Source organism: Achromobacter deleyi (assembly GCF_902859705.1).
In the GTDB taxonomy this organism is placed as follows: domain Bacteria; phylum Pseudomonadota; class Gammaproteobacteria; order Burkholderiales; family Burkholderiaceae_B; genus Achromobacter; species Achromobacter deleyi.
The window spans coordinates 215465-234996 of the sequence record NZ_CADIJO010000010.1 but is presented as its reverse complement, the minus strand read 5'-3'; the positions used below and the strand labels follow the sequence as shown (position 1 = coordinate 234996).

Annotated in this window: 17 protein-coding genes; 11 read left to right on the top strand and 6 right to left on the bottom strand. The window is 66.0% G+C overall.

Annotated elements, in window-relative coordinates:
* Positions 1-129 precede the first annotated feature (129 nt).
* The 4 genes from HV798_RS16630 (at position 130) to HV798_RS16615 (ending at position 3843) form a co-directional block, all read left to right on the top strand.
* A complete protein-coding gene (locus HV798_RS16630; RefSeq protein WP_025139867.1) occupies positions 130-819 on the top strand; it encodes a heavy metal response regulator transcription factor in 690 nt (229 codons plus the stop codon).
* Positions 819-2165, top strand: a complete 1347-nt coding sequence (locus tag HV798_RS16625; RefSeq protein ID WP_175193262.1) for a heavy metal sensor histidine kinase — start codon at positions 819-821, stop codon at positions 2163-2165. Before HV798_RS16630 ends, HV798_RS16625 begins: the two co-directional genes overlap by 1 nt.
* Positions 2166-2253: 88 nt before the next feature.
* The gene (locus tag HV798_RS16620) at positions 2254-2616 is read left to right on the top strand and encodes a hypothetical protein (RefSeq protein WP_246288867.1); all 363 of its coding nucleotides are present in this window, start codon (positions 2254-2256) and stop codon (positions 2614-2616) included.
* Positions 2617-2643: 27 nt separating this feature from the next.
* Positions 2644-3843, top strand: coding sequence for a glycosyltransferase family 4 protein (locus tag HV798_RS16615; protein ID WP_175193261.1), 1200 nt, complete (start codon positions 2644-2646; stop codon positions 3841-3843).
* Positions 3844-3909: 66 nt separating this feature from the next.
* Here HV798_RS16615 and HV798_RS16610 read toward each other — a convergent pair whose 3' ends face one another.
* From HV798_RS16610 to HV798_RS16585, 6 genes are all read right to left on the bottom strand, one after another.
* Entirely contained in the window at positions 3910-5847 is a 1938-nt protein-coding gene (locus HV798_RS16610; protein ID WP_175193260.1) for a bifunctional metallophosphatase/5'-nucleotidase, read from the bottom strand.
* Positions 5848-6012: 165 nt separating this feature from the next.
* Positions 6013-7122 (bottom strand): S-(hydroxymethyl)glutathione dehydrogenase/class III alcohol dehydrogenase, encoded by a 1110-nt coding sequence (locus tag HV798_RS16605; RefSeq protein ID WP_006392429.1) that lies wholly within the window; start codon positions 7120-7122, stop codon positions 6013-6015.
* A gap of 28 nt (positions 7123-7150) precedes the next feature.
* The gene (locus HV798_RS16600) at positions 7151-7441 is read right to left on the bottom strand and encodes a metal/formaldehyde-sensitive transcriptional repressor (protein ID WP_175193259.1); all 291 of its coding nucleotides are present in this window, start codon (positions 7439-7441) and stop codon (positions 7151-7153) included.
* A 65-nt stretch (positions 7442-7506) separates the two neighbouring features.
* Positions 7507-8694, bottom strand: a complete 1188-nt coding sequence (gene rhmD, locus HV798_RS16595) for an L-rhamnonate dehydratase (RefSeq protein ID WP_175193258.1) — start codon at positions 8692-8694, stop codon at positions 7507-7509.
* 30 nt (positions 8695-8724) lie between these two features.
* Positions 8725-10041, bottom strand: coding sequence for an MFS transporter (locus tag HV798_RS16590; RefSeq protein ID WP_175193257.1), 1317 nt, complete (start codon positions 10039-10041; stop codon positions 8725-8727).
* A 71-nt stretch (positions 10042-10112) separates the two neighbouring features.
* Complete coding sequence (locus HV798_RS16585) at positions 10113-10865, bottom strand: SDR family NAD(P)-dependent oxidoreductase (protein ID WP_175193256.1); 753 nt, start codon at positions 10863-10865, stop codon at positions 10113-10115.
* A gap of 171 nt (positions 10866-11036) precedes the next feature.
* Between HV798_RS16585 and HV798_RS16580 the strand changes: the two genes are divergently transcribed.
* From HV798_RS16580 to hutI, 7 genes are all read left to right on the top strand, one after another.
* Complete coding sequence (locus HV798_RS16580) at positions 11037-11966, top strand: LysR family transcriptional regulator (protein WP_175193255.1); 930 nt, start codon at positions 11037-11039, stop codon at positions 11964-11966.
* Between the two features lie 93 nt (positions 11967-12059).
* Positions 12060-12803 carry a histidine utilization transcriptional repressor HutC gene (hutC, locus tag HV798_RS16575; RefSeq protein WP_175193254.1) on the top strand — a complete coding sequence of 248 codons (744 nt, stop codon included), beginning with the start codon at positions 12060-12062 and terminating at the stop codon, positions 12801-12803.
* Positions 12800-13405 (top strand): HutD/Ves family protein, encoded by a 606-nt coding sequence (locus HV798_RS16570; protein ID WP_175193253.1) that lies wholly within the window; start codon positions 12800-12802, stop codon positions 13403-13405. The genes hutC and HV798_RS16570 overlap by 4 nt, the downstream gene beginning before the upstream one ends.
* 147 nt (positions 13406-13552) lie before the next feature.
* Positions 13553-15232, top strand: coding sequence for a urocanate hydratase (gene hutU, locus HV798_RS16565; protein ID WP_175193252.1), 1680 nt, complete (start codon positions 13553-13555; stop codon positions 15230-15232).
* Positions 15233-15300: 68 nt separating this feature from the next.
* Positions 15301-16725, top strand: a complete 1425-nt coding sequence (locus HV798_RS16560; RefSeq protein ID WP_175193340.1) for a purine-cytosine permease family protein — start codon at positions 15301-15303, stop codon at positions 16723-16725.
* Positions 16726-16753: 28 nt separating this feature from the next.
* Positions 16754-18283: a histidine ammonia-lyase gene (gene hutH, locus HV798_RS16555; protein WP_175193251.1), complete on the top strand. Its 1530-nt coding sequence runs from the start codon at positions 16754-16756 to the stop codon at positions 18281-18283.
* A gap of 11 nt (positions 18284-18294) precedes the next feature.
* Positions 18295-19512 (top strand): imidazolonepropionase, encoded by a 1218-nt coding sequence (hutI, locus tag HV798_RS16550; RefSeq protein ID WP_175193250.1) that lies wholly within the window; start codon positions 18295-18297, stop codon positions 19510-19512.
* Positions 19513-19532: the final 20 nt, after the last annotated feature.

Here is a 19532-nt window from a genome sequence, read left to right as displayed (position 1 = left end):
CGCGGGCCGCCCTGCCGCCGCCGTCCCGCGCCGTCGCGCCAGGGCGGCGCTTGCCATGGGCCGGCGCCGCGACCGTAGAATAGGGCGTCGGCGTGTTGCGGTTGTTCCCTTTTTTCATCCCGGGGCCCCATGAAAATACTGGTTATTGAAGACGAGAAGAAACTCGCCGAGTACCTGCGCCGGGCATTGACCGAGCATAACTACGTGGTCGACGTGGCCATGGACGGCGTCAGCGGCCTGCACCTGGCCCGCGAAAGCCAGTACGACCTGATCCTGCTGGACGTGATGCTGCCTGGCATGGACGGCTTTGCCGTGCTGCACGAACTGCGCAAGACCGACCGCGTGCCGGTCCTGATGCTGACCGCGCGCGACAAGCTGGAAGACCGCGTCAAGGGCCTGCGCGACGGCGCCGACGACTACCTGGCCAAGCCCTTTGCGTTGTCCGAGCTGCTGGCGCGGGTGCTGGCGCTGGGGCGCCGCAGCGGCCACAACGTGGCCGAGGCCGGGGGCCAGAACGTGCTGCGCATCGGCGACCTGGAACTGGATCTGCTGCGCCGCCGCGCCTACCGCGCCGGCACGCGGCTGGACCTGACCGCCAAGGAATTCACCTTGCTGGCGCTGCTGATGCGCAAGCAGGGCGAAGTGCTGTCGCGCCTGGAACTGGCCGAACAGGTCTGGGACATCAACTTCAACAGCAATACCAATGTGGTCGAGGTGGCGGTGCGGCGCTTGCGCGGCAAGGTCGACGATCCCTTCGAGAAAAAGCTCCTGCACACGGTGCGCGGCATGGGCTACGTGCTGGAAGTGCGGGAAGACTGATGGTCGCGCCGCGTGCCCGGTCATTGCGCCGCTGGCTCTCGCGCTGGCTGGCGATCCAGACTTTCGCCGCGCTGGCGGTGATCTGCGCCGTGGTCTATTGGGCCACCAACGTCAACCTGTCGATTCGCCAGGAGGCGCTGCTGACGCAGAAGATGGAAGTCATCAAGCACCTGGTCGAGGAAAACGCGGCCAAGGGTGATTCATCGTCGCTGCGGCACAAGCTGGATGACTTCTTCTACGGCAAGCCGGATTTTTCACTGGTGCTGGAACTGGACGGCGAAAAAGTCGCGTACGGCATGCCGGACGACGGCGATGCCAGCCAGGGGCACGACCGGCGCATCAGCTTCACGCTGCCGGTGCCCGGTTCGCCGCGTGGTTCGATGAACGCCGAACTGGTGCTGGACATCACGTCCGACCTGCATCTGCGCGCCGCGTTGGCCTGGACGCTGCTGGCCTGCGCATTGGCCGGCGCCATCGTGGTGTCGGCCATCGGCACGCTGTTGGTGCGGCGGGCCATGGCGCCCGTGGATGAACTGGGTCGGCAGGCGGCGCGGCTGTCACCGGACCGTATCGGCGAGCGCCTGGACGAAAGCCACCAGGCCGAAGAGATCCGGCCATTGGTGCATCAATTCAACGCGGTGTTGCAGCGCCTGGAACGCGCCTATGTGCAGATGGAAGGCTTCAATGCCGACGTCGCGCACGAGATGCGCACGCCCCTGGCGACGCTGATCGGCGAGACCGAACTGGCGCTCAGCGGCAAGCGTCCGGAAAGCGTGCTGCGGGAAATCCTGGGATCCAACCTGGAAGAACTGCAACGCCTGTCCGGCATCGTCAACGACATGCTGTTCCTGTCGCAGGCCGACCGTGGCGCGCAGGCGCGCGGCGCCCGCACCGAGAGCCTGGCGCAGGCCGTGGCCGAGGTGGCCGCCTATCACGAGGCCGAGGCCCTGGACGCGGACCTGTCCCTGGCGGTGTCTGGCGATGCGGCAGCCAGGGTGGATCGGCCATTGTTGCAGCGGGCCGTATCCAATCTGCTGTCGAACGCCGTGCGCTATGCGCATCCCGGTACCCGCATCGACCTGCTCATCGATCGAGACGCCGACGGCATCCGCATCGCCGTGCGCAACCAGGGCGACCCGATTGGCCAGGAACACCTGCCGCGCCTGTTCTACCGCTTCTATCGCATGGATGCGGCGCGGCCTTTCGATTCGAACCACCACGGCCTGGGCCTGGCTATCGTGGCCGCCATTGCCCGCATGCACGGCGGCCGGCCGTTTGCCCGCTCGGAAGGCGGGGTGACGACCATCGGCTTTTCCATTGCCGACGGCGACATTACAGAAAACTAATCTGCCTGTCCGCGTTCTGTCGGGACGCCCTCCATAGACTGGTCTTGTCGAGCGGGCCGCCTTGTTCCAGGCCTGCCACGGAGCGTCTATGAAGCGATCGATCCTGGTGGCGTGCACCACCCTCATGATGGCCGGCCTGCCGGCCGCACACGCCGCGCAGCCTGCGCCGGCCATTGGCCTGCCGCAGATGCCGGACGGCGAATGCAACTTGCCCGAATCCGTGCGCAACGCGGTGTCGGCCCAGCTGGCGCAAGGCCAGATGCCGCGCGCGGCGGTGCGCGCCGACGTCGCCGTCTGGCGCGCGTCGGGCATGTCGCAGCTGTCGCGTGCAAGGCCCCTGCCGGACGTCTACAGCGAGCGGTACCGCGAGCACTACGCGACGTACCTGCGCATGCGCGGCGGCCCCGAGTTCGCGGCGGCTTTCTGCCAGGCGCTGCGCGATGCGCAGTAACGACGCGTTGGCCTGGCGGATGCATCGATGAAGATTCTGTACACCAACTTCCATCAGGGCGATGGCGGCGGCCATACGACGTATGTCGTGTCGCTGGCGCGCACGCTGGGGCCGAAGGCCTGCATCTCGGTGGCGGCCCCCGCGGGCAGTCGTCTGCTGGACGAGGCAGCCGCCCTGCCCGGCATCCGCGCGATTGCGTTGCCTTTCCGAGGGCGGCCCGCGCAGCAATGGCGCGCACTGCGACAGTTGCGTATGCTGCTGCGCGACGAGGCCTTCGATGTGGTTCACGCGAACGGCTCGGCCGATCATCGTCTGTGCATGCTGGCCGCGCTGGGCATGGGCGCCGACCGCCCCTTTTTCGTCTACACGCAGCACAACAGCCGCTACCCGCGCAGCCTGGGTGCGCGCGTTCGGGCGCGCCTGGCGACGGACCGCGTCATCTGCGTCAGCGGACACACGTTCGAGCGCATGGGCGACTCGGCGTTTCGCCGTGCCGACCTGCGCATGGTGCGCAATGGCGTGGATACGGCCCACTATCGTCCGGCCAGCCCGCAAGAGGCCCGCGAGGCTCGCGCCCGCTGGTTGCCCACGGCGTTGCAGGACTGCCTGGTGGTCGGCAGCCAGGCCGGCACGGCAGCCTACAAGAACTGGCTGGACATGGTCGAGGCGGTGGCCAGGCTGCCCGAGGCCGCGCGGCGACAGATCGTGGTGCTGGTCGCGGGCAGCCCGCCGTCGCCAGGCGATTGGCAACGCGTCCAGGCCCTGGGCATGACGGATGCGGTTCGGTTCACCGGCCTGCTGCGCGATGTGCGGCCCGTGCTGGCGGCGATGGATGTCGGCTTCGTGCTGTCGTCGCGGCTGGAGACGATCTCATTCGCTTGCCGCGAGATGATGGCGGCCGGCAAACCCGTCATCGTCAGCGACACGGGCGGGCTGGCCGAGAACATCACGCCGGGCGTCGACGGCTGGGTCGTGCCGGCCAGGGCGGTGGATCGCGTATCGCAGACGTTGTTGGACATCCTGGATGCGCGCGCAACCCTGGCGACGATGGGCGCCGCTGCCCGGCAGAAAGCGGTGCGCGATTTTTCGTTGGAGGCTTTCGTGGACGGGACCGAGCGCATCTATGCGGAAAACGTCCTGCGCGAGACGCGGCCACGCTACAGGCTGGCCGCCACCGGCTTGCTCGTTGGCGTGGCCTTGTGCGGCGGGGCCGTGTTCCTGGACTAGTCTGCCGGGCCAGGGCATGGCCCGGCGCACCAGGCCGACGCTCCGGTCAGAGCGCCGGCCTGTCGCTTACTCGCTGTACGTCTGCGTGCTGTACTGGCTGATCGGCAGCAGGTTCAGCACCGGCAGGCCGGACACGGGGTCCTTGGCCTGCTTGTCGATGTAGGCCTGCAGCACGTCGGCATCCAGCACGCCGATGTCCTGGCGCCGCGCCGCGGGCACGTTGGCCAGCGTCTTGTAGCCGTCACCGCCGGTGGCGTTGAAGCTCAGCACGAACAGCTTGTAGGTACGGGCCAGGTCCAGCGGCAGCCAGCTGCTGCTGGCGTTGTCGAACACCTCGATGCGAGACACCCGGCTACCCTCGGCCAACGCAGCGTTCACGTCCCAGCGCAGGCCGCCGGCATACGGGTACGGACCCGTGGAGCCGCCCGGACCGTAGACCGCCTGCATGCCGTCTTCCAGCATGCTCTTGACCTCGGCGCCGGTGACGTCCAGGCGCCACAGCATGTTGCCGAACGGCACGACCTCGATCACGTCGGCGGCCGTCACGTTGCCCAGCAGCGACACGCGTACGCCGCCGCCGCTTTGCAGCGAGATGTCGGCGCCGCCGTAGCTGGCGTTGGCCACTTCCAGATAGGCCTGGGCCACCAGTTGCTGGATGTCGCCGCCGTGCAGGTTGACGTTGCCCAACGTGTTGCAGGCGACGCTGGACCGCGTGTAATCGCGCGAGCCCGGGCCACCCGGTACGCGGCGCGAGCACAGTTCCTGCGGCACCGACGCCACCAGGCTGGCACTGAACGCATCCACCTTGGCCTTGAAGGGCTGCAGCACCGAGGTCGCCTGGGCATCGGGCGCCTGCACGCGCAGGAAACCGCTGGCGGCCACGTCGGCCAGGATGGCGGTCTTGTCGGCCGCTGCGGGCGCGGCGCCGCTGATGGTGAAGGCATCGCCCACCAGCACGTGCGGGGTGCCGGCGCAGGCCGTCACGTCGCCGTTTTCATCGAAGCTGACCTTCAGCTCGCCCACCACCTGCGAATATTCCCAGGCCTGCACCAGGCAGACGCGCTTGCCGTCCTTGTTGCGCAGTTCGGTCGGGTAGGCGCCCGCGGGCGAGCCGACGCCGTAGGTCGACAGCGCAGCCGGGCCCAGCAGCGTGTGCGAATCGCCGCCCACCACCACGTCCACGCCGCTCAGCTTGGGAATGATCTGCTTGTCGTAGTCATAGCCGATGTGGCTCATCACCACGATCTTGTTCACGCCCTGGGCGCGCAGCGCATCGATCTGCTGTTGTGCCGCGGCGGTCTCGTCCGAGAACAGCGTGCCGGGGTCGGGGCTGGAGGACTGCTGCGTCTTGTTGGCGATGGTCAGGCCCACCAGGCCGATCGGCTGGCCATCGCGAGTCAGCGTGACGGACGGCTTGACCATGCCCGGCGCGCGCGACGGATTCAGCGCAGAGTTGGCGCCGAACGTGACGTTGGCGCTCAGCACGGGGGTCTGGCAGGTGCCGGCATGCAGCAGTTCGATGAAGTGCTTCAGGCCGCTGTCGCCCTTGTCGAATTCGTGGTTGCCCAGCGTCATGGCGTCAAAGCAGACCGTGTTCATCAGCGCGGCATCGGCCTCGCCGGGATCGCCCGCGCGGTTGAAGTACAGCGTGCCGGTGGTGGCGTCGCCCGCGTGCAGTTTCAGCACGTTGGGCGATTTCGCGGCCAGTTCCTTGAAGGCCGCCGTCACGCGCGGAAAGCCGCCCACGTCCGTGTTCACGGTCACGCGGGAACCCGCTGCATTCTTGAGCTTCAGGTCTTTCTTCTTGCTGTCCAGGTTGGAGTGATGATCGTTGATATGCAGGATCGTCAGTTCCATGGGCCGGCTGGCCGCCGGGCCCGGCTTGGGCGCAGGGGCCGGGGTAGCCGGCGTATCGTCATCGTCGTCGCTGCCGCCGCATCCGGCCAGCAGCGCCATCATCAGGCTCAATGCCGCCGCGCCGGTAGTCCTCTTCCACGTATTCATGCGTGCATCCCTCTTGTTTTACGAGGGCGCATGGTCGCGGGCCAAGATTACGTGAAGATGAATGACAAGGCTGTCATATGCGCAAGCGGTGATGTCTCGCGTTCGTCACACAAACAAAAAGGCCCGGCGCAGTGCGCCGGGCCTGTCTGGGTGCGGCAGGCGGGATCAGTAGTGGATCACGGTACGGATCGACTTGCCTTCGTGCATCAGGTCGAACGCTTCGTTGATGCGGTCCAGCGGCAGCGTGTGCGTGACGAACGGGTCCAGGTCGATCTTGCCGCTCATGGCGTCTTCGACCATGCCCGGCAGTTGCGTGCGGCCCTTCACGCCGCCGAAGGCCGAGCCGCGCCATACGCGGCCGGTGACCAGCTGGAACGGGCGGGTGCTGATTTCCTGGCCGGCGCCGGCCACGCCGATGATGATGCTTTCGCCCCAACCCTTGTGGCAGCATTCCAGCGCGGCGCGCATCACGTGTACATTGCCGATGCACTCGAACGAGAAGTCCACGCCGCCGTCGGTGAGTTCGACGATGACTTCCTGGATGGGCTTGTCGTAGTCCTTGGGGTTGATGCAGTCGGTAGCGCCCATGGCGCTGGCCAGCACGAACTTGTTCGGATTGGTATCCACGGCAATGATGCGGCCCGCCTTGGCCTGCACTGCGCCCTGGATCACCGCCAGGCCGATGCCGCCCAGGCCGAACACGGCAACGGTATCGCCTTCCTTGACCTTGGCGGTGTTGTGCACCGCGCCCAGGCCGGTCGTGACGCCGCAGCCCAGCAGGCAGACCTTTTCGTGCGGAGCGGCCGGGTTGATCTTGGCCAGCGAGATTTCGTTCACCACGGTGTATTCGCTGAACGTCGAGCAGCCCATGTAGTGGTACAGCGGCTTGCCGTCATAGCTGAAGCGCGAGGTACCGTCGGGCATCACGCCCTTGCCCTGCGTGGCGCGGACCTTCTGGCACAGGTTGGTCTTGCCCGACAGGCAGAACTTGCACTCGCGGCACTCGGCCGTGTAGAGCGGAATGACGTGGTCGCCCGGCTTGAGCGACGTGACGCCCTCGCCCACTTCGACCACCACGCCGGCGCCTTCGTGGCCCAGCACGGCGGGGAACAGGCCTTCGGGGTCGTCACCGCTGAGCGTGAACGCGTCCGTGTGACAGACGCCGGTGTGGGTGATCTGCACCAGCACCTCGCCGCGCTGCGGCGGCGCGACGTCGATTTCAACGATTTCCAGCGGCTTGCCGGGTCCGAATGCGACTGCTGCGCGTGATTTCATAAGCTTTGCTCCACGAGGTCGGGTGGCGTTATTTCAAATAGGAACGGACGATGCGCATGACCTGATCGATCTCCGCTTCGGGTTCGAGCGTCGCGCCGGGTCGTCCGCCCTGGGCGGATTGCAGGAAGGTTTCCCGAAGATGGCTTTCAAGCACTTCGGCCATCAGGCCCGTGGCCGCGCCGCGCAGGGCGGCCAATTGCTGCAGCAGCGCACCGCATTCCGTGCCTTCGTTGACGGCGCGCTCAAGCGCCAGCGCCTGGCCCTGGATACGGCGCAGGCGCGTGGTGACGCGCTTCTTTTCAGTGGGGGAATGGGGCACGGCGGGCTCCGGTCTATACAGGGGGGGAGTATACGAAACCGGAGCGTCCGCGTCCAGCGCGGACCTTAGTGGGTGTAGGGCCGCTCCAATTCGCAGGCGGGGTTGAGTCTGACCCCGAATCCAGGCGCATCCAGCGCCGAGGCCTTCATGCGGCCATTGACCGGCACGGGTTCATCCAGCAGTTGCGGGTGGAACATGGGCACGACGCGGTCGGCTTCTGGCGCCATCATCAGGAATTCGGCGAACGGGCTGTTGTGCCGGGTGATGACGAAGTGGTAGCTGTACACCGACGAGCCGTGCGGCACCACCAGCTTGCCATGCGCATCGGCAAGCGCCGCGATCTTGATGAGTTCGGTGATGCCGCCGCACCAGCCCACATCCGGCTGCACCAGGTCGCAGCATTCCATTTCCAGCAGCATCCGAAAGCCCCAGCGGGTGGCTTCATGTTCGCCGGTGCTGACCATCAGCCCGCGCGGCACGTTGCGCCGCAACTCGGCGTAGCCCCAGTAGTCGTCCGGCGGCAAGGCTTCTTCAATCCATTTCAGGCCGAAGTCGCGATAGGCGGCGGTGGCCAGGCGCGTGGCGTATTCCACGTCCAGGCTCATCCAGCAGTCGTACATCAACCAGAAGTCGTCGCCGACCCGCCCGCGCATGTCGGCCAGCAGGTCCAGGTTCTTGCGCAGGCCCTCGTCGCGCTCGGCCGGGCCGTGGTGCAGCGGCAGCTTGCCGCCGATGAAGCCCATGTCCTTGGCCAGGTCGGGCCGCGCGCCGGTGGCGTAAAACACCAGTTCGTCGCGCACCGGGCCGCCCAGCAATGCATGCACGGGTTCCTGGCGCACCTTGGCAAGCAGGTCCCATAGCGCCAGGTCGACGCCGGAAATGGTGTTCAGCACCAGTCCCTTGCGGCCATAGAAGAGCGTGGCGTTGTACATCTGGTCCCAGATCTTCTCGATATCCGTGACGCGAGCGCCTTCGATGAAGCGGGCCAGGTGCTTTTCGACGATCCAGCAGGCCGGTTCGCCGCCGGTAGTGACGGCAAAACCGATGGTGCCGTCGCTGGCTTCGATTTCCACCACCAGGGTGCCCAATACGTTCAGGCCGAAGCGCTTGCGGCTTTGCCGGTATTCCGGGTATTTCGCCATGGGGGTGCTGATGTGGTCGTCGATCCAGTGGCCTTCGCCCTGGTCGTGGTAATCGGCACCGCCGCCGCGTACGGTGTAGGCGCGGACGTGTTTGATGGTCGGCATCGGCATGGGAAAGGTTTGCTCCAGTCAGGTCAGGGATCAGGGTGCGCTGACGGACGGCTTGGTCCGTGGCGTGGGGCCGCGCTTGCGCAGCGCGTGGAACAGCAGGGCGCCGACGACGGTGGTGCCGGCCAGCAGATTCAGGCCGGCGCTGGGCGAGGCGAATGCGCGTTCGGCCCAGGTCTTCAGGTTGGGCGCCACAAAGCCGCCCAGGGAACCGAGCGAATTGATCAACGCAATGCCGCTGGCGGCGGCCGCGCCGCTCAGGTAACCGGTGGGAAATGACCAGAACAGGGGCTGCACGGCAATGAAGCCGGCCGCGGCCAGGCACAGCGCCACCATCGCCAGCAGCGGCGATGCGGTATTGACCGACACCGCGATGCCCAGCGCGCAGACCAGCATCGTGATGAGCGCAAGGCCCGCATGGTTGCCGTGACGTTCGGCGTGGCGCGGCAGATAGTAGGTGGCCGCCAAGGCGCACAGCCACGGAATGGCGGTAACCAGCCCGACCTGCAAGCCCACGCTCTTGCCAAGCAACGCCGCGACCTGGGTCGGCAGATAGAACACGACGCCGTAGACGCTGACCTGGATCAGGAAGTAGATCAGCGACAGGAACAGCACCCGGCCGTTGGCCAGCGCACGCAGCGCCGTGCCGGGGCCATGCGCGGCCTTGTGCGCGTCTTCCCGTTCGATGGCCTCGGTCAGCAATCGGCGTTCTTCCGCTGTCAGCCATTTGGCGTCGCGCGGCGTATTGTCCAGGTACCACCAGGCCCAGATGCCCACGGCCGAGGCCATCAGGCCTTCGACCAGGAACAGCCATTCCCAGCCACGCAGCCCGAAGGCGCCGTGCATGTCCAGCAGCAGGCCGGACAAGGGGCTGCCGAAGATGAACGCCAGCGGCGCCCCGAAATAGAACATGCCCAGCACCCGGGTGCGGGCACCGGACGGAAACCACTTGGTCAGGTAGTAGATGACGCCGGGGAAGAACCCTGCTTCGGCCACGCCCAGCAGGAAGCGCAGCGTGTAGAAGGCGGTCTCGGTGGTGGCGAACATCATGCCCGCCGATACCAGGCCCCAGGTCACCATGATGCGGCACATCCAGGCGCGGGCGCCCACCCGATGCATGATCATGTTGCTGGGCACTTCGAACAGCGCGTAGCCGATGAAGAACACGCCTGCGCCGAACGCGAACATGGCGTCCGACAGCCCGGTGTCCAGCTGGAAGGCCTTCTTGGCAAAGCCGATGTTGGCGCGGTCCAGGAAGGCCAGCACATACATCAGCAACAGGAATGGGACCAGCCGGCGGATGGCGCGGGCCGTAGCGCGCGCCAGCGCGGCGTCCTGGGTGGGGATCATGGTGTCGTCTCCTCGTTATGTTTTATGCCGAGGCCCTGTCAGGCAGGGCCTCGGAGACTGCTCGGACGCGCTCAATACGTGGCGCGCCCGCCCGACAGGTCGAACACCGCGCCGGTGCTGAACGCGCAGTCCTCGGAGCTGAGCCAGCCGATCATCGCGGCGGCTTCGTCCACCTGCAGGAAGCGGCCCATCGGAATTTTGGACAGCATGAAATCGATGTGCTCGGGTTTCATCGAATCGAAGATAGGCGTCTTGGCCGCCGCCGGCGTCACCGCGTTGACCAGCACGCCGGTCTGCGCCAGTTCCTTGCCCAGCGATTTGGTCAGCCCGATCAACCCGGCCTTGGAAGCGCTGTAGTGCGAAGCGTTGGGGTTGCCGTCCTTGCCCGCGATGGATGCGATGTTGACGATACGGCCATAGCCGCGCGCAATCATGTGGGGCACGACGGCGCGGCAAGCCAGGTACGATCCCATCAGGTTCACCTCGATGACGCGGCGCCACATGTCCACCGGCAATTCCCACAGCGTGCCATTGCCGCCGGTGATGCCGGCGCTGTTGACCAGGATGTCGATCTGGCCGTGCGTTCGAAGGGTGGCCGCGGTCGCAGCGTCGACGTAGGCGCCGGCCGTCAGTTCGACGTCGACGATGCCGACGTTGCCCAACGGGGCCAGCGCCTCGCGGGCAGTCCCCAGGGCGGCTGCATTGACGTCCCACAGCGCCACCTGGGCGCCGGATCGCAGCATGCGTTCGGCGACGGCGTAGCCGATGCCTTGCGCGCCTCCAGTGATTACCGCGACGCGTCCGTTGAGGTCCAGCTGGTTCATGCGGCGGCTCCGAGGCAGGGGGTGGCGGGCGCTTGGCCGGGGATGAATGGCGTCATGTTGTCTCCGTGTTCCAGGGGTTCGTGTCCGTTGAACTGTAGGAGGGCCGGCTATATCATTCCAATCAATTATTCAGACCAAGACATTCCGTTTTGGAATTGCTCGGAGCAACCTATGGCCCTGGCCCCGCGGCTGGTGAATCGACTCAGGCTCAAGCATTGGGCACTGCTCAGCGCGCTGGACGAAGCGGGCACCCTGAATCAGGCGGCGGCGCAGATCAGCGTCACGCAGCCATCCGCCACCAAGATGCTGGCGGATATCGAACAAGCGTTCGGCTTTGCCTTGTTTGAGCGGCATGCGCGCGGCATGACAGTCACCCCATTGGGTCAGGAGGTGGTGACCTATGCGCGCCAGACACAGGCTGGCCTGGAACGCTTCCTGGAAGACCTGGACGCCAAGCGCCGCGGCGGCCACGGCCACCTGGTGTTCGGCGCCATCATGGGGGCCGCGCCCGACCTGGTGGCGCGCGCGGTGGCCGACATCAAGCGCGAGCGGCCGCGGCTGAACATCCGCATCCTGGGCGAAACCAGCGACCAGATCGGCCTGCTGCTCGACCGTCACGAAATCGAGCTGGCGGTCGGACGCTATACGGGCCCGCTCGACCACAATCGCTTCGATTTCCAGCCGCTGGCCGACGAGCCTTTGCGGGTATTCGTGCGCAATGGCCATCCGCTGGCGCGCAAGCGTCGGCTCACCTGGGACGAGCTGGTGCGCTGGCCCTGGGTGCTGCAAATGCTGTCCAGCCCCGCACGGGTACTGCTGGAAGGCGAATTCGCGCGGGCGGGCGTGGCGGGCCCTGGCGACGCCATCGAGTGCTCATCCATCTTCGCCACATTGCAGCTGGTGCAGTCCAGCGACGCCATCGCGATGCTGCCCGAATCGGTGCTGCGCGACCACGTGGGCGCTGGCCTGTTGACTGCGTTGAACCTATCGGTGGGCAAGGACCTGAAGGCTTTCGGCGTGCTGACGCGCAAAGGCGAGACCTTGTCAGACACCGCGGTGGCATTTGTCAGTCATTTGCGGCGCAACGCGGGGGCCGCGTGAACGCGGATGCACGACGCAGGTCGCGTTGTCTGTACATGTCTAGTGCCCCCCTATAATCCGCTTTCGACCAACGGCACGACACAGGATATTTCCGTGGCTTCTTCCCCGCCCCGCCTGCCCGCCCAGGCCACCGCCCCGCCGGCCCCGCTCTATGCGCATCTCAAGCAGATGATCGCCCAGCAGATCCGCAGCGGCGCCTGGCCCGCGCATTACCGTGTACCGTCCGAAAGCGAACTGGTGCAGGAACTGGGCTACTCGCGCATGACCGTCAACCGTGCGCTGCGCGAACTGACGGCGGAAGGCCTGCTGGTGCGCATGCAAGGCGTGGGCACGTTCGTGGCGCAGCCCAAGACGCGTTCGGCGCTGTTCGCCGTCAACAATATTGCGGATGAAATCACGGCCCGCGGCCACCGGCACCATAGCCGCGTGGTGCGGCTGGTCGAAGAACCCGCGGGCGGCGAGCAGGCCTCGGCGCTGGATATCCGCGAAGGCCAGCCGGTGTTCCATTCCATCATCGTGCACTTCGAGGACGACGTGCCGATCCAGCTGGAAGACCGCTACGTCAATGTGCGGCTGGCGCCAGACTACCTGCAGCAGGATTTCACGCAGCACACGCCCTACGAATACCTGACCCGCGTCGCGCCGCTGACCGAAGGCGAGCACGTGGTCGAGGCCATCGTCGCCAAACCGCGCGAATGTCAGCTGCTGCAGATCGACCGCACCGAACCCTGTCTGCTGATCCGCCGCCGCACCTGGTCGGGCGAGCGCGTGGTGACGCTGGCCCGCCTGATCCACCCCGGATCGCGTCACCGTCTTGAAGGAAAGTTTTCCCAATGAAGCATCCCGATGCGCGCCTGTACCGGGCGCAGGACTATCCCCGCATGCCGTGGCGCAATGGCGGCGGCATCACGCAGGAAGTGGCGTGCAACCCGGGTGGCAGCAGCGCGGCATTCGACTGGCGGCTGTCGATTGCCGAGGTGGCGCAGGACGGCGGCTTTTCATCATTCAGCGGCTTGCAGCGCATCATCACCGTGCTGGAAGGCGCCGGCATAGCACTGACGGTGGACGGCCAGGCGCAGGCGCCGCTGGGGCCGCGCCAGGCCTACGCGTTCTCGGGTGACGCGGCGGTGGACTGCCGGCTGGTGAACGGCCCCATCCGCGATTTCAACCTGATCTATTCGCCGGCCCGCTATCACGCGCGCTTGCAGTGGGTGACTGGCGTCGGAGACTGGGCTTTCCACAGCTCTGCCCGCAGCGTGTTGGTGCTGAATGCGGCCCCGCTTCCGATGTCCGTCAATGTGGGCGACGCATGGCACGACATTCCCTCGTGCTACGACTGCCTGCAGATCGATGCGCGGCCCGGTCTGCACGCCTATCGTTTGCGCACAGAGGGGGCGCTTGACGCCTGCCTGATCGAGCTGACACCGTGCAATCGCTGACCGTGTCAGAAAATTTCCCTGGGGAAATCCCTAGGGAATTTTTTTAAAACCCGTACTTGTATATACAACCATAGACGTCTTATCATTCTTCCACGCTGCTGCGCGTTCTATCCAATGCGTGGAGTGAATGGAAATGGAGATCGAGTCATGCAGAATTCGAACAAATACCGCAACGTGGAAATCCGCGCGCCGCACGGCACCAAGTTGACGGCCAAGAGCTGGCTGACCGAAGCGCCGCTGCGCATGTTGATGAACAATCTGGATCCCGACGTCGCTGAAAACCCCAAAGAACTGGTGGTCTACGGCGGAATTGGCCGGGCCGCTCGGGACTGGGATTGCTATGACAAGATCGTGGAATCGCTGACCCAGCTGAACGATGACGAGACCTTGCTGGTTCAGTCGGGCAAGCCAGTCGGCGTATTCAAGACCCATGCCAACGCACCACGCGTGCTGATCGCCAACTCGAACCTGGTTCCGCATTGGTCGACGTTGGAACACTTCAATGAACTGGACGCCAAGGGCCTGGCCATGTACGGCCAGATGACCGCCGGCAGCTGGATATACATTGGCAGTCAAGGCATTGTGCAAGGCACCTATGAAACCTTTGTCGAGGCTGGGCGCCAGCATTACGGCGGCAGCCTGACCGGCCGTTGGGTGTTGACCTCGGGTCTGGGTGGTATGGGCGGTGCGCAGCCGCTGGCGGCCACCCTGGCGGGCGCTTGCTCGCTGAACATCGAATGCCAGCAGACCAGCATCGACTTTCGCTTGCGCACCCGCTACGTGGACGAGCAGGCTTCCGATCTTGACGACGCACTGGCTCGTATCGCGAAGTACACCAAGGAAGGCCACGCCATCTCGGTGGCGCTGTGCGGCAACGCCGCCGAGATCCTGCCTGAACTGGTGCGGCGTGGCGTGCGGCCGGACCTGGTCACGGACCAGACCAGCGCCCACGATCCGCTCAATGGTTACCTGCCCACTGGCTGGACCTGGGCGGAGTATCGTGAACGCGCCAAGCGAGAGCCCGCCGTGGTCATCAAGGCTGCAAAGCAATCGATGGCGACGCATGTTACGGCCATGCTGGCATTCCAGAAGATGGGTGTTCCCACGTTCGATTACGGCAACAACATCCGGCAAATGGCCAAGGATGAAGGCGTGGCCAACGCGTTCGACTTCCCGGGGTTTGTTCCGGCCTATATCCGGCCCCTGTTCTGCCGTGGTGTGGGTCCGTTCCGCTGGGCCGCGTTGTCCGGCGATCCGCAAGACATCTACAAGACCGACGCCAAGGTCAAGGAACTGATTCCCGATGACGCGCATCTGCACCATTGGTTGAACATGGCGCGTGAGCGGATCAATTTCCAGGGCTTGCCCGCGCGCATCTGCTGGGTGGGTCTGGGTCAGCGCGCCAAACTCGGCCTGGCGTTCAACGAGATGGTGCGTAGCGGAGAACTGTCCGCGCCCGTCGTCATCGGCCGCGACCACCTGGACTCCGGCTCAGTGGCCAGTCCTCACCGTGAAACCGAATCGATGCGCGATGGCTCCGACGCCGTGTCCGACTGGCCGCTGCTCAATGCGCTGTTGAACACCGCTGGTGGCGCAACGTGGGTGTCGCTGCACCACGGCGGCGGCGTCGGGCTGGGTTATTCGCAACACTCGGGCATGGTGATCGTGTGCGATGGAACCGACGCCGCGGCCGAACGCATCGCTCGCGTGTTGACCAACGACCCGGCTACTGGCGTGATGCGCCATGCCGATGCCGGCTACGAAATCGCCATTGATTGCGCCCGCGAGAACGGCCTGAATCTGCCCATGGTCGACGCGCTGCGTTAATCCCGGCCGGTTATCAGGTTCAATAAGAACAAGGGCACCGGGGGCCGGTGCCCGCAAGGAGATTCATGATGGAGCAGGAAGGGCCGGCTTCGAAAGGAGCCCTGTTGGAGCAGAGGTCGATCGACTTCATTCCGGAAACCGAACGGCACGGCAAACTCTACAGTCAGTTCACGCTGTGGATGGGCGCCAACTTGCAGATCACCGCGATCGTCACCGGGGCATTGGCCGTGGTGCTGGGCGGGGATGTCTTTTGGTCGTTGATCGGCCTGCTCATCGGTCAGGTATTCGGTGGTGCGGTCATGGCGCTGCACGCGGCGCAAGGCCCTAAGCTAGGCTTGCCGCAAATGATCTCCAGCCGCGTGCAGTTCGGTGTGTATGGCGCAGCAATCCCGATTGCGTTGGTGTGCCTGATGTACCTGGGCTTCACGGCCACCGGCACGGTGTTGTCGGGACAGGCCATCGGTCGGTTGCTTGGCATGAGCGACAGCGCGGGCATCCTGCTTTTTGCCGCCGTCATCATGGCGGTGACGGTGTTCGGCTACCGCATGATCCACCTTATCGGCCGCGTCGCCAGCGTGCTGGGACTGATCGCGTTCGTGTACCTGTTCAGCCGGGTGATCGCGCTGGGCGACGTCGGGCAGCTGCTGCAGATCCGGCATTTCAGCTGGACTTCGTTCTTGCTGGCCGTGTCGCTGGCGGCATCGTGGCAGATCGCCTATGGGCCGTATGTGGCGGACTACTCACGCTATCTGCCCAGCCGCACGTCGTCGTTCAAGACCTTCCTGGCGGTGGGCCTGGGCTCGGTGCTGGGCGCGCAGATCGCCATGGTGCTGGGCGTGCTGGCAGCCGCGATGGCCGCGGGCCAGTTCGCCGGCCGCGAGGTGGCTTACATCGTCGGCCTGGGCGGCACCGGCACGATGGCGGCGCTGCTGTATTTCAGCATCGCCTTCGGCAAGGTGACGATCTCGACGCTCAATTCCTACGGCAGCTTCATGTGCATCGCCACCATCATCAGCGGCTTTCGCGGCCATGTCGACATCACGCGGCGCCAGCGCCTGTGCTTCGTGCTGGTGATCGTGGGCGCGGCCACCTGTGTGGCGCTGGTCGGACAGCATTCGTTCCTGAATGCGTTCAAGTCGTTCATCCTGTTCCTGCTGGCGTTCTTCACGCCCTGGAGCGCCGTCAACCTGGTGGACTATTACTTCATCAACCACGGGCGCTACGACGTTGCCGCGTTGTCGGACCCTGACGGCCGCTATGGCCGCTGGAACTGGCCCGGTATTCTGGTGTATGTGTTCGGCGTGCTGGTGCAGATGCCCTTCATCTCGACCAAGCTCTACACCGGCCCATTGGTTGCACACCTGGGCGGCGTCGATATTTCCTGGATCATCGGGCTGATCGTGCCCGGCATCCTGTATTACCTGTTTGCCCGTCGTGATCCGCTGCCCGCGCCCATGGTGTTGGCTGCCGGAGGCCGGCACGATATTGCATGACACGGCCCCATCGTCCTGGAGAAAAACAATGGATCTGCACCTGAACCCCGGCCATCTCTCCCTGGCGCAATTGCGCCAGGTGTACCAGCAGCCGGGCCGCGTGACGCTGGACCCGGCGGCCTACGGTCCCATAGACGCCAGCGTCGCCTGCGTCGAACGCATCATCGCCGAAGGCCGCACGGCCTACGGCATCAATACCGGCTTCGGCTTGCTGGCGTCCACCAAGATCGCGCGCGAAGACCTGCAGGCGCTGCAAAGCTCGCTGGTGCTGTCGCATGCGGCCGGCGTGGGCGAGCCGCTGGACGATGCGATGGTGCGGCTCATCATGGTGCTCAAGATCAACAGCCTGGCGCGGGGCCGTTCGGGTATTCGACGCCATGTCATCGACAGCCTGATTGCGCTGGTCAATGCCGGCGTCTATCCGCACATTCCGCTCAAGGGGTCCGTGGGCGCCTCGGGCGACCTGGCGCCGCTGGCCCATATGTCGCTGTTGCTGCTGGGTGAGAGCCGGGCACGCCATCGCGGAGAATGGCTGCCGGCCAGAGAGGCCCTGGCCCGCGCCGGGCTCGAACCCCTGACGCTTGCCGCCAAGGAAGGGCTGGCGCTCTTGAACGGCACCCAGGTATCCACCGCCTACGCGCTGCGCGGCCTGTTCGAGGCCGAAGACCTGCTGGCCGCCGGCCTGGTCTGCGGCAGCCTCAGCGTGGAAGCCATGCTGGGCTCGCGCGTGCCGTTCGATGCCCGCATCCACGAGGCGCGCGGCCAGATCGGCCAGATCGACGTGGCCGCGGTGTTCCGCGACCTGCTGACCGACGATAGCGAGGTCGGCCATTCGCACGTGGATTGCGACAAGGTCCAGGACCCCTATTCGCTGCGCTGCCAGCCGCAAGTCATGGGCGCCTGCCTGACGCAGATCCGCCATGTGGCCGAGGTGCTGCAGATCGAGGCCAACGCGGTGTCCGACAATCCGCTGGTGTTCGCCGAGCAAGGCGACGTGCTGTCGGGCGGCAATTTCCACGCCGAACCGGTGGCGCTGGTGGCCGACAATCTGGCGCTGGCGCTGGCCGAGATCGGCGCCCTGTCCGAACGCCGTATTTCGCTGATGATGGACAAGCACATGTCGCAGCTGCCCCCCTTCCTGGTCAGCAATGGCGGCGTGAATTCGGGCTTCATGATCGCCCAGGTGACTGCGGCGGCGCTGGCCAGCGACAACAAGGCGCTGGCCCATCCCGCCAGCGTCGACAGCCTGCCCACGTCGGCCAACCAGGAAGACCACGTATCGATGGCGCCGAATGCCGGCAAGCGGCTGTGGCCCATGGCCGAGAACGTGCGCGACATCCTGGCGATCGAATGGCTGGGCGCCTGCCAGGGGCTGGATTTTCGCGCCGGCCTGAAGACGTCGCCCAAGCTGGAGCGGGCCCGCGGCCTGCTGCGCGAAAAAGTGGCGCACTACGAGAAAGACCGCTTCTTCGCGCCCGACATCGAGGCGGCCAGCCAATTGATCGGCGCTCGCCACTTGAATGCTTTGGTGCCCCCGGGCCTGTTGCCCAGTCTTTGACGGAGCGCGCGATGAAACAGGTATGGCGCAACTGCCACGCCGCCACGATGGCCGATGGCCGCTATTCGATGATCGAACGCGCGGCGTTGGTGACCGACGGCGCGCGCATCGCCTGGATCGGCCCCGAAGACGCGCTGCCGCACATCGCCACCGAGCACGAGCATGACCTGGGCGGCGCCTGGGTCACGCCCGGCCTGATCGATTGCCACACCCACCTGGTGTTCGGCGGCAACCGCAGCCAGGAATTCGAACAGCGGCTGCAAGGCGTGGATTACGCGGTGATCGCGGCGCAGGGCGGCGGCATTGCCAGCACGGTGCGTGCCACCCGCGAGGCCACCGAGGCGCAGCTGTATGCCAGCGCCCGCCAGCGCGCCCTGCATCTGTTGCGAGACGGCGTGACCACGCTGGAGATCAAGTCGGGCTACGGGCTGGACCTGCCCAACGAACGCAAGATGCTGCGCGTGGCGCGGCGCCTGGGCCAGACGCTGCCGCTTACGGTGCGCGCCACCTGCCTGGCCGCGCACGCGCTGCCCCCGGAATTTGCCGGCCGCGCCGACGACTATATCGATGAAGTGGCGCGCCGCATGCTGCCGGTGCTGGCGGCCGAAGGGCTGGTCGATGCGGTGGATGCCTTCTGCGAGCACCTGGCGTTTTCACCGGCGCAGGTCGAACGCGTCTTCCAGGCTGCCGCGCACCTTGGCCTGCCGGTCAAGCTGCACGCCGAGCAGTTGTCGTCGCTGCACGGCGCCAGCCTGGCCGCGCGCTACGGCGCGCTGTCGGCCGACCACCTGGAATACCTGACCGAATCCGACGTGTTGGCGATGGCCGCGGCGGGCACGGTGGCGGTGCTGCTGCCGGGCGCGTTCTACGCGCTACGCGAAACGCAACTGCCGCCCATTGACCTGCTGCGGCGCCATGGCGTACCCATCGCAATTTCCAGCGATCTGAACCCGGGCACGTCGCCTGCCCTGTCGCTGCGCTTGATGCTGAGCATGGCGTGCACGCTGTTCCGGCTGACACCCGAAGAGGCGCTGGCCGGGGCCACCGTGCACGCGGCTCGTGCGCTGGGCTTGCAGGCCACGCATGGCGTGTTGGCGGCGGACATGACGGCCGACTTTGTCGCTTGGGATATTTCACATCCCGCCGAACTGGCTTACTGGATCGGCGGCGAGCTGCCCAAGCGGGTAGTGCGCCACGGCGAGCCCGTGTGCGCCACCGCGCTGGAATAAGGCGCGGCTTGTCTTGCCGA

Excerpts from the sequence above, each read along its gene's own strand:
- rhmD (WP_175193258.1), bottom strand. The coding sequence starts at position 8,694 with ATGCCGATGCCGACCATCAAACACGTCCGCGCCTACACCGTACGCGGC.
- hutI (WP_175193250.1), top strand. The coding sequence starts at position 18,295 with ATGAAACAGGTATGGCGCAACTGCCACGCCGCCACGATGGCCGATGGC.
- HV798_RS16610 (WP_175193260.1), bottom strand. The coding sequence starts at position 5,847 with ATGAATACGTGGAAGAGGACTACCGGCGCGGCGGCATTGAGCCTGATG.
- hutU (WP_175193252.1), top strand. The coding sequence starts at position 13,553 with ATGCAGAATTCGAACAAATACCGCAACGTGGAAATCCGCGCGCCGCAC.
- HV798_RS16570 (WP_175193253.1), top strand. The coding sequence starts at position 12,800 with ATGAAGCATCCCGATGCGCGCCTGTACCGGGCGCAGGACTATCCCCGC.
- hutH (WP_175193251.1), top strand. The coding sequence starts at position 16,754 with ATGGATCTGCACCTGAACCCCGGCCATCTCTCCCTGGCGCAATTGCGC.
- HV798_RS16560 (WP_175193340.1), top strand. The coding sequence starts at position 15,301 with ATGGAGCAGGAAGGGCCGGCTTCGAAAGGAGCCCTGTTGGAGCAGAGG.
- HV798_RS16585 (WP_175193256.1), bottom strand. The coding sequence starts at position 10,865 with ATGAACCAGCTGGACCTCAACGGACGCGTCGCGGTAATCACTGGAGGC.
- HV798_RS16580 (WP_175193255.1), top strand. The coding sequence starts at position 11,037 with ATGGCCCTGGCCCCGCGGCTGGTGAATCGACTCAGGCTCAAGCATTGG.
- HV798_RS16620 (WP_246288867.1), top strand. The coding sequence starts at position 2,254 with ATGAAGCGATCGATCCTGGTGGCGTGCACCACCCTCATGATGGCCGGC.
- HV798_RS16615 (WP_175193261.1), top strand. The coding sequence starts at position 2,644 with ATGAAGATTCTGTACACCAACTTCCATCAGGGCGATGGCGGCGGCCAT.
- HV798_RS16625 (WP_175193262.1), top strand. The coding sequence starts at position 819 with ATGGTCGCGCCGCGTGCCCGGTCATTGCGCCGCTGGCTCTCGCGCTGG.
- HV798_RS16605 (WP_006392429.1), bottom strand. The coding sequence starts at position 7,122 with ATGAAATCACGCGCAGCAGTCGCATTCGGACCCGGCAAGCCGCTGGAA.
- HV798_RS16590 (WP_175193257.1), bottom strand. The coding sequence starts at position 10,041 with ATGATCCCCACCCAGGACGCCGCGCTGGCGCGCGCTACGGCCCGCGCC.
- HV798_RS16630 (WP_025139867.1), top strand. The coding sequence starts at position 130 with ATGAAAATACTGGTTATTGAAGACGAGAAGAAACTCGCCGAGTACCTG.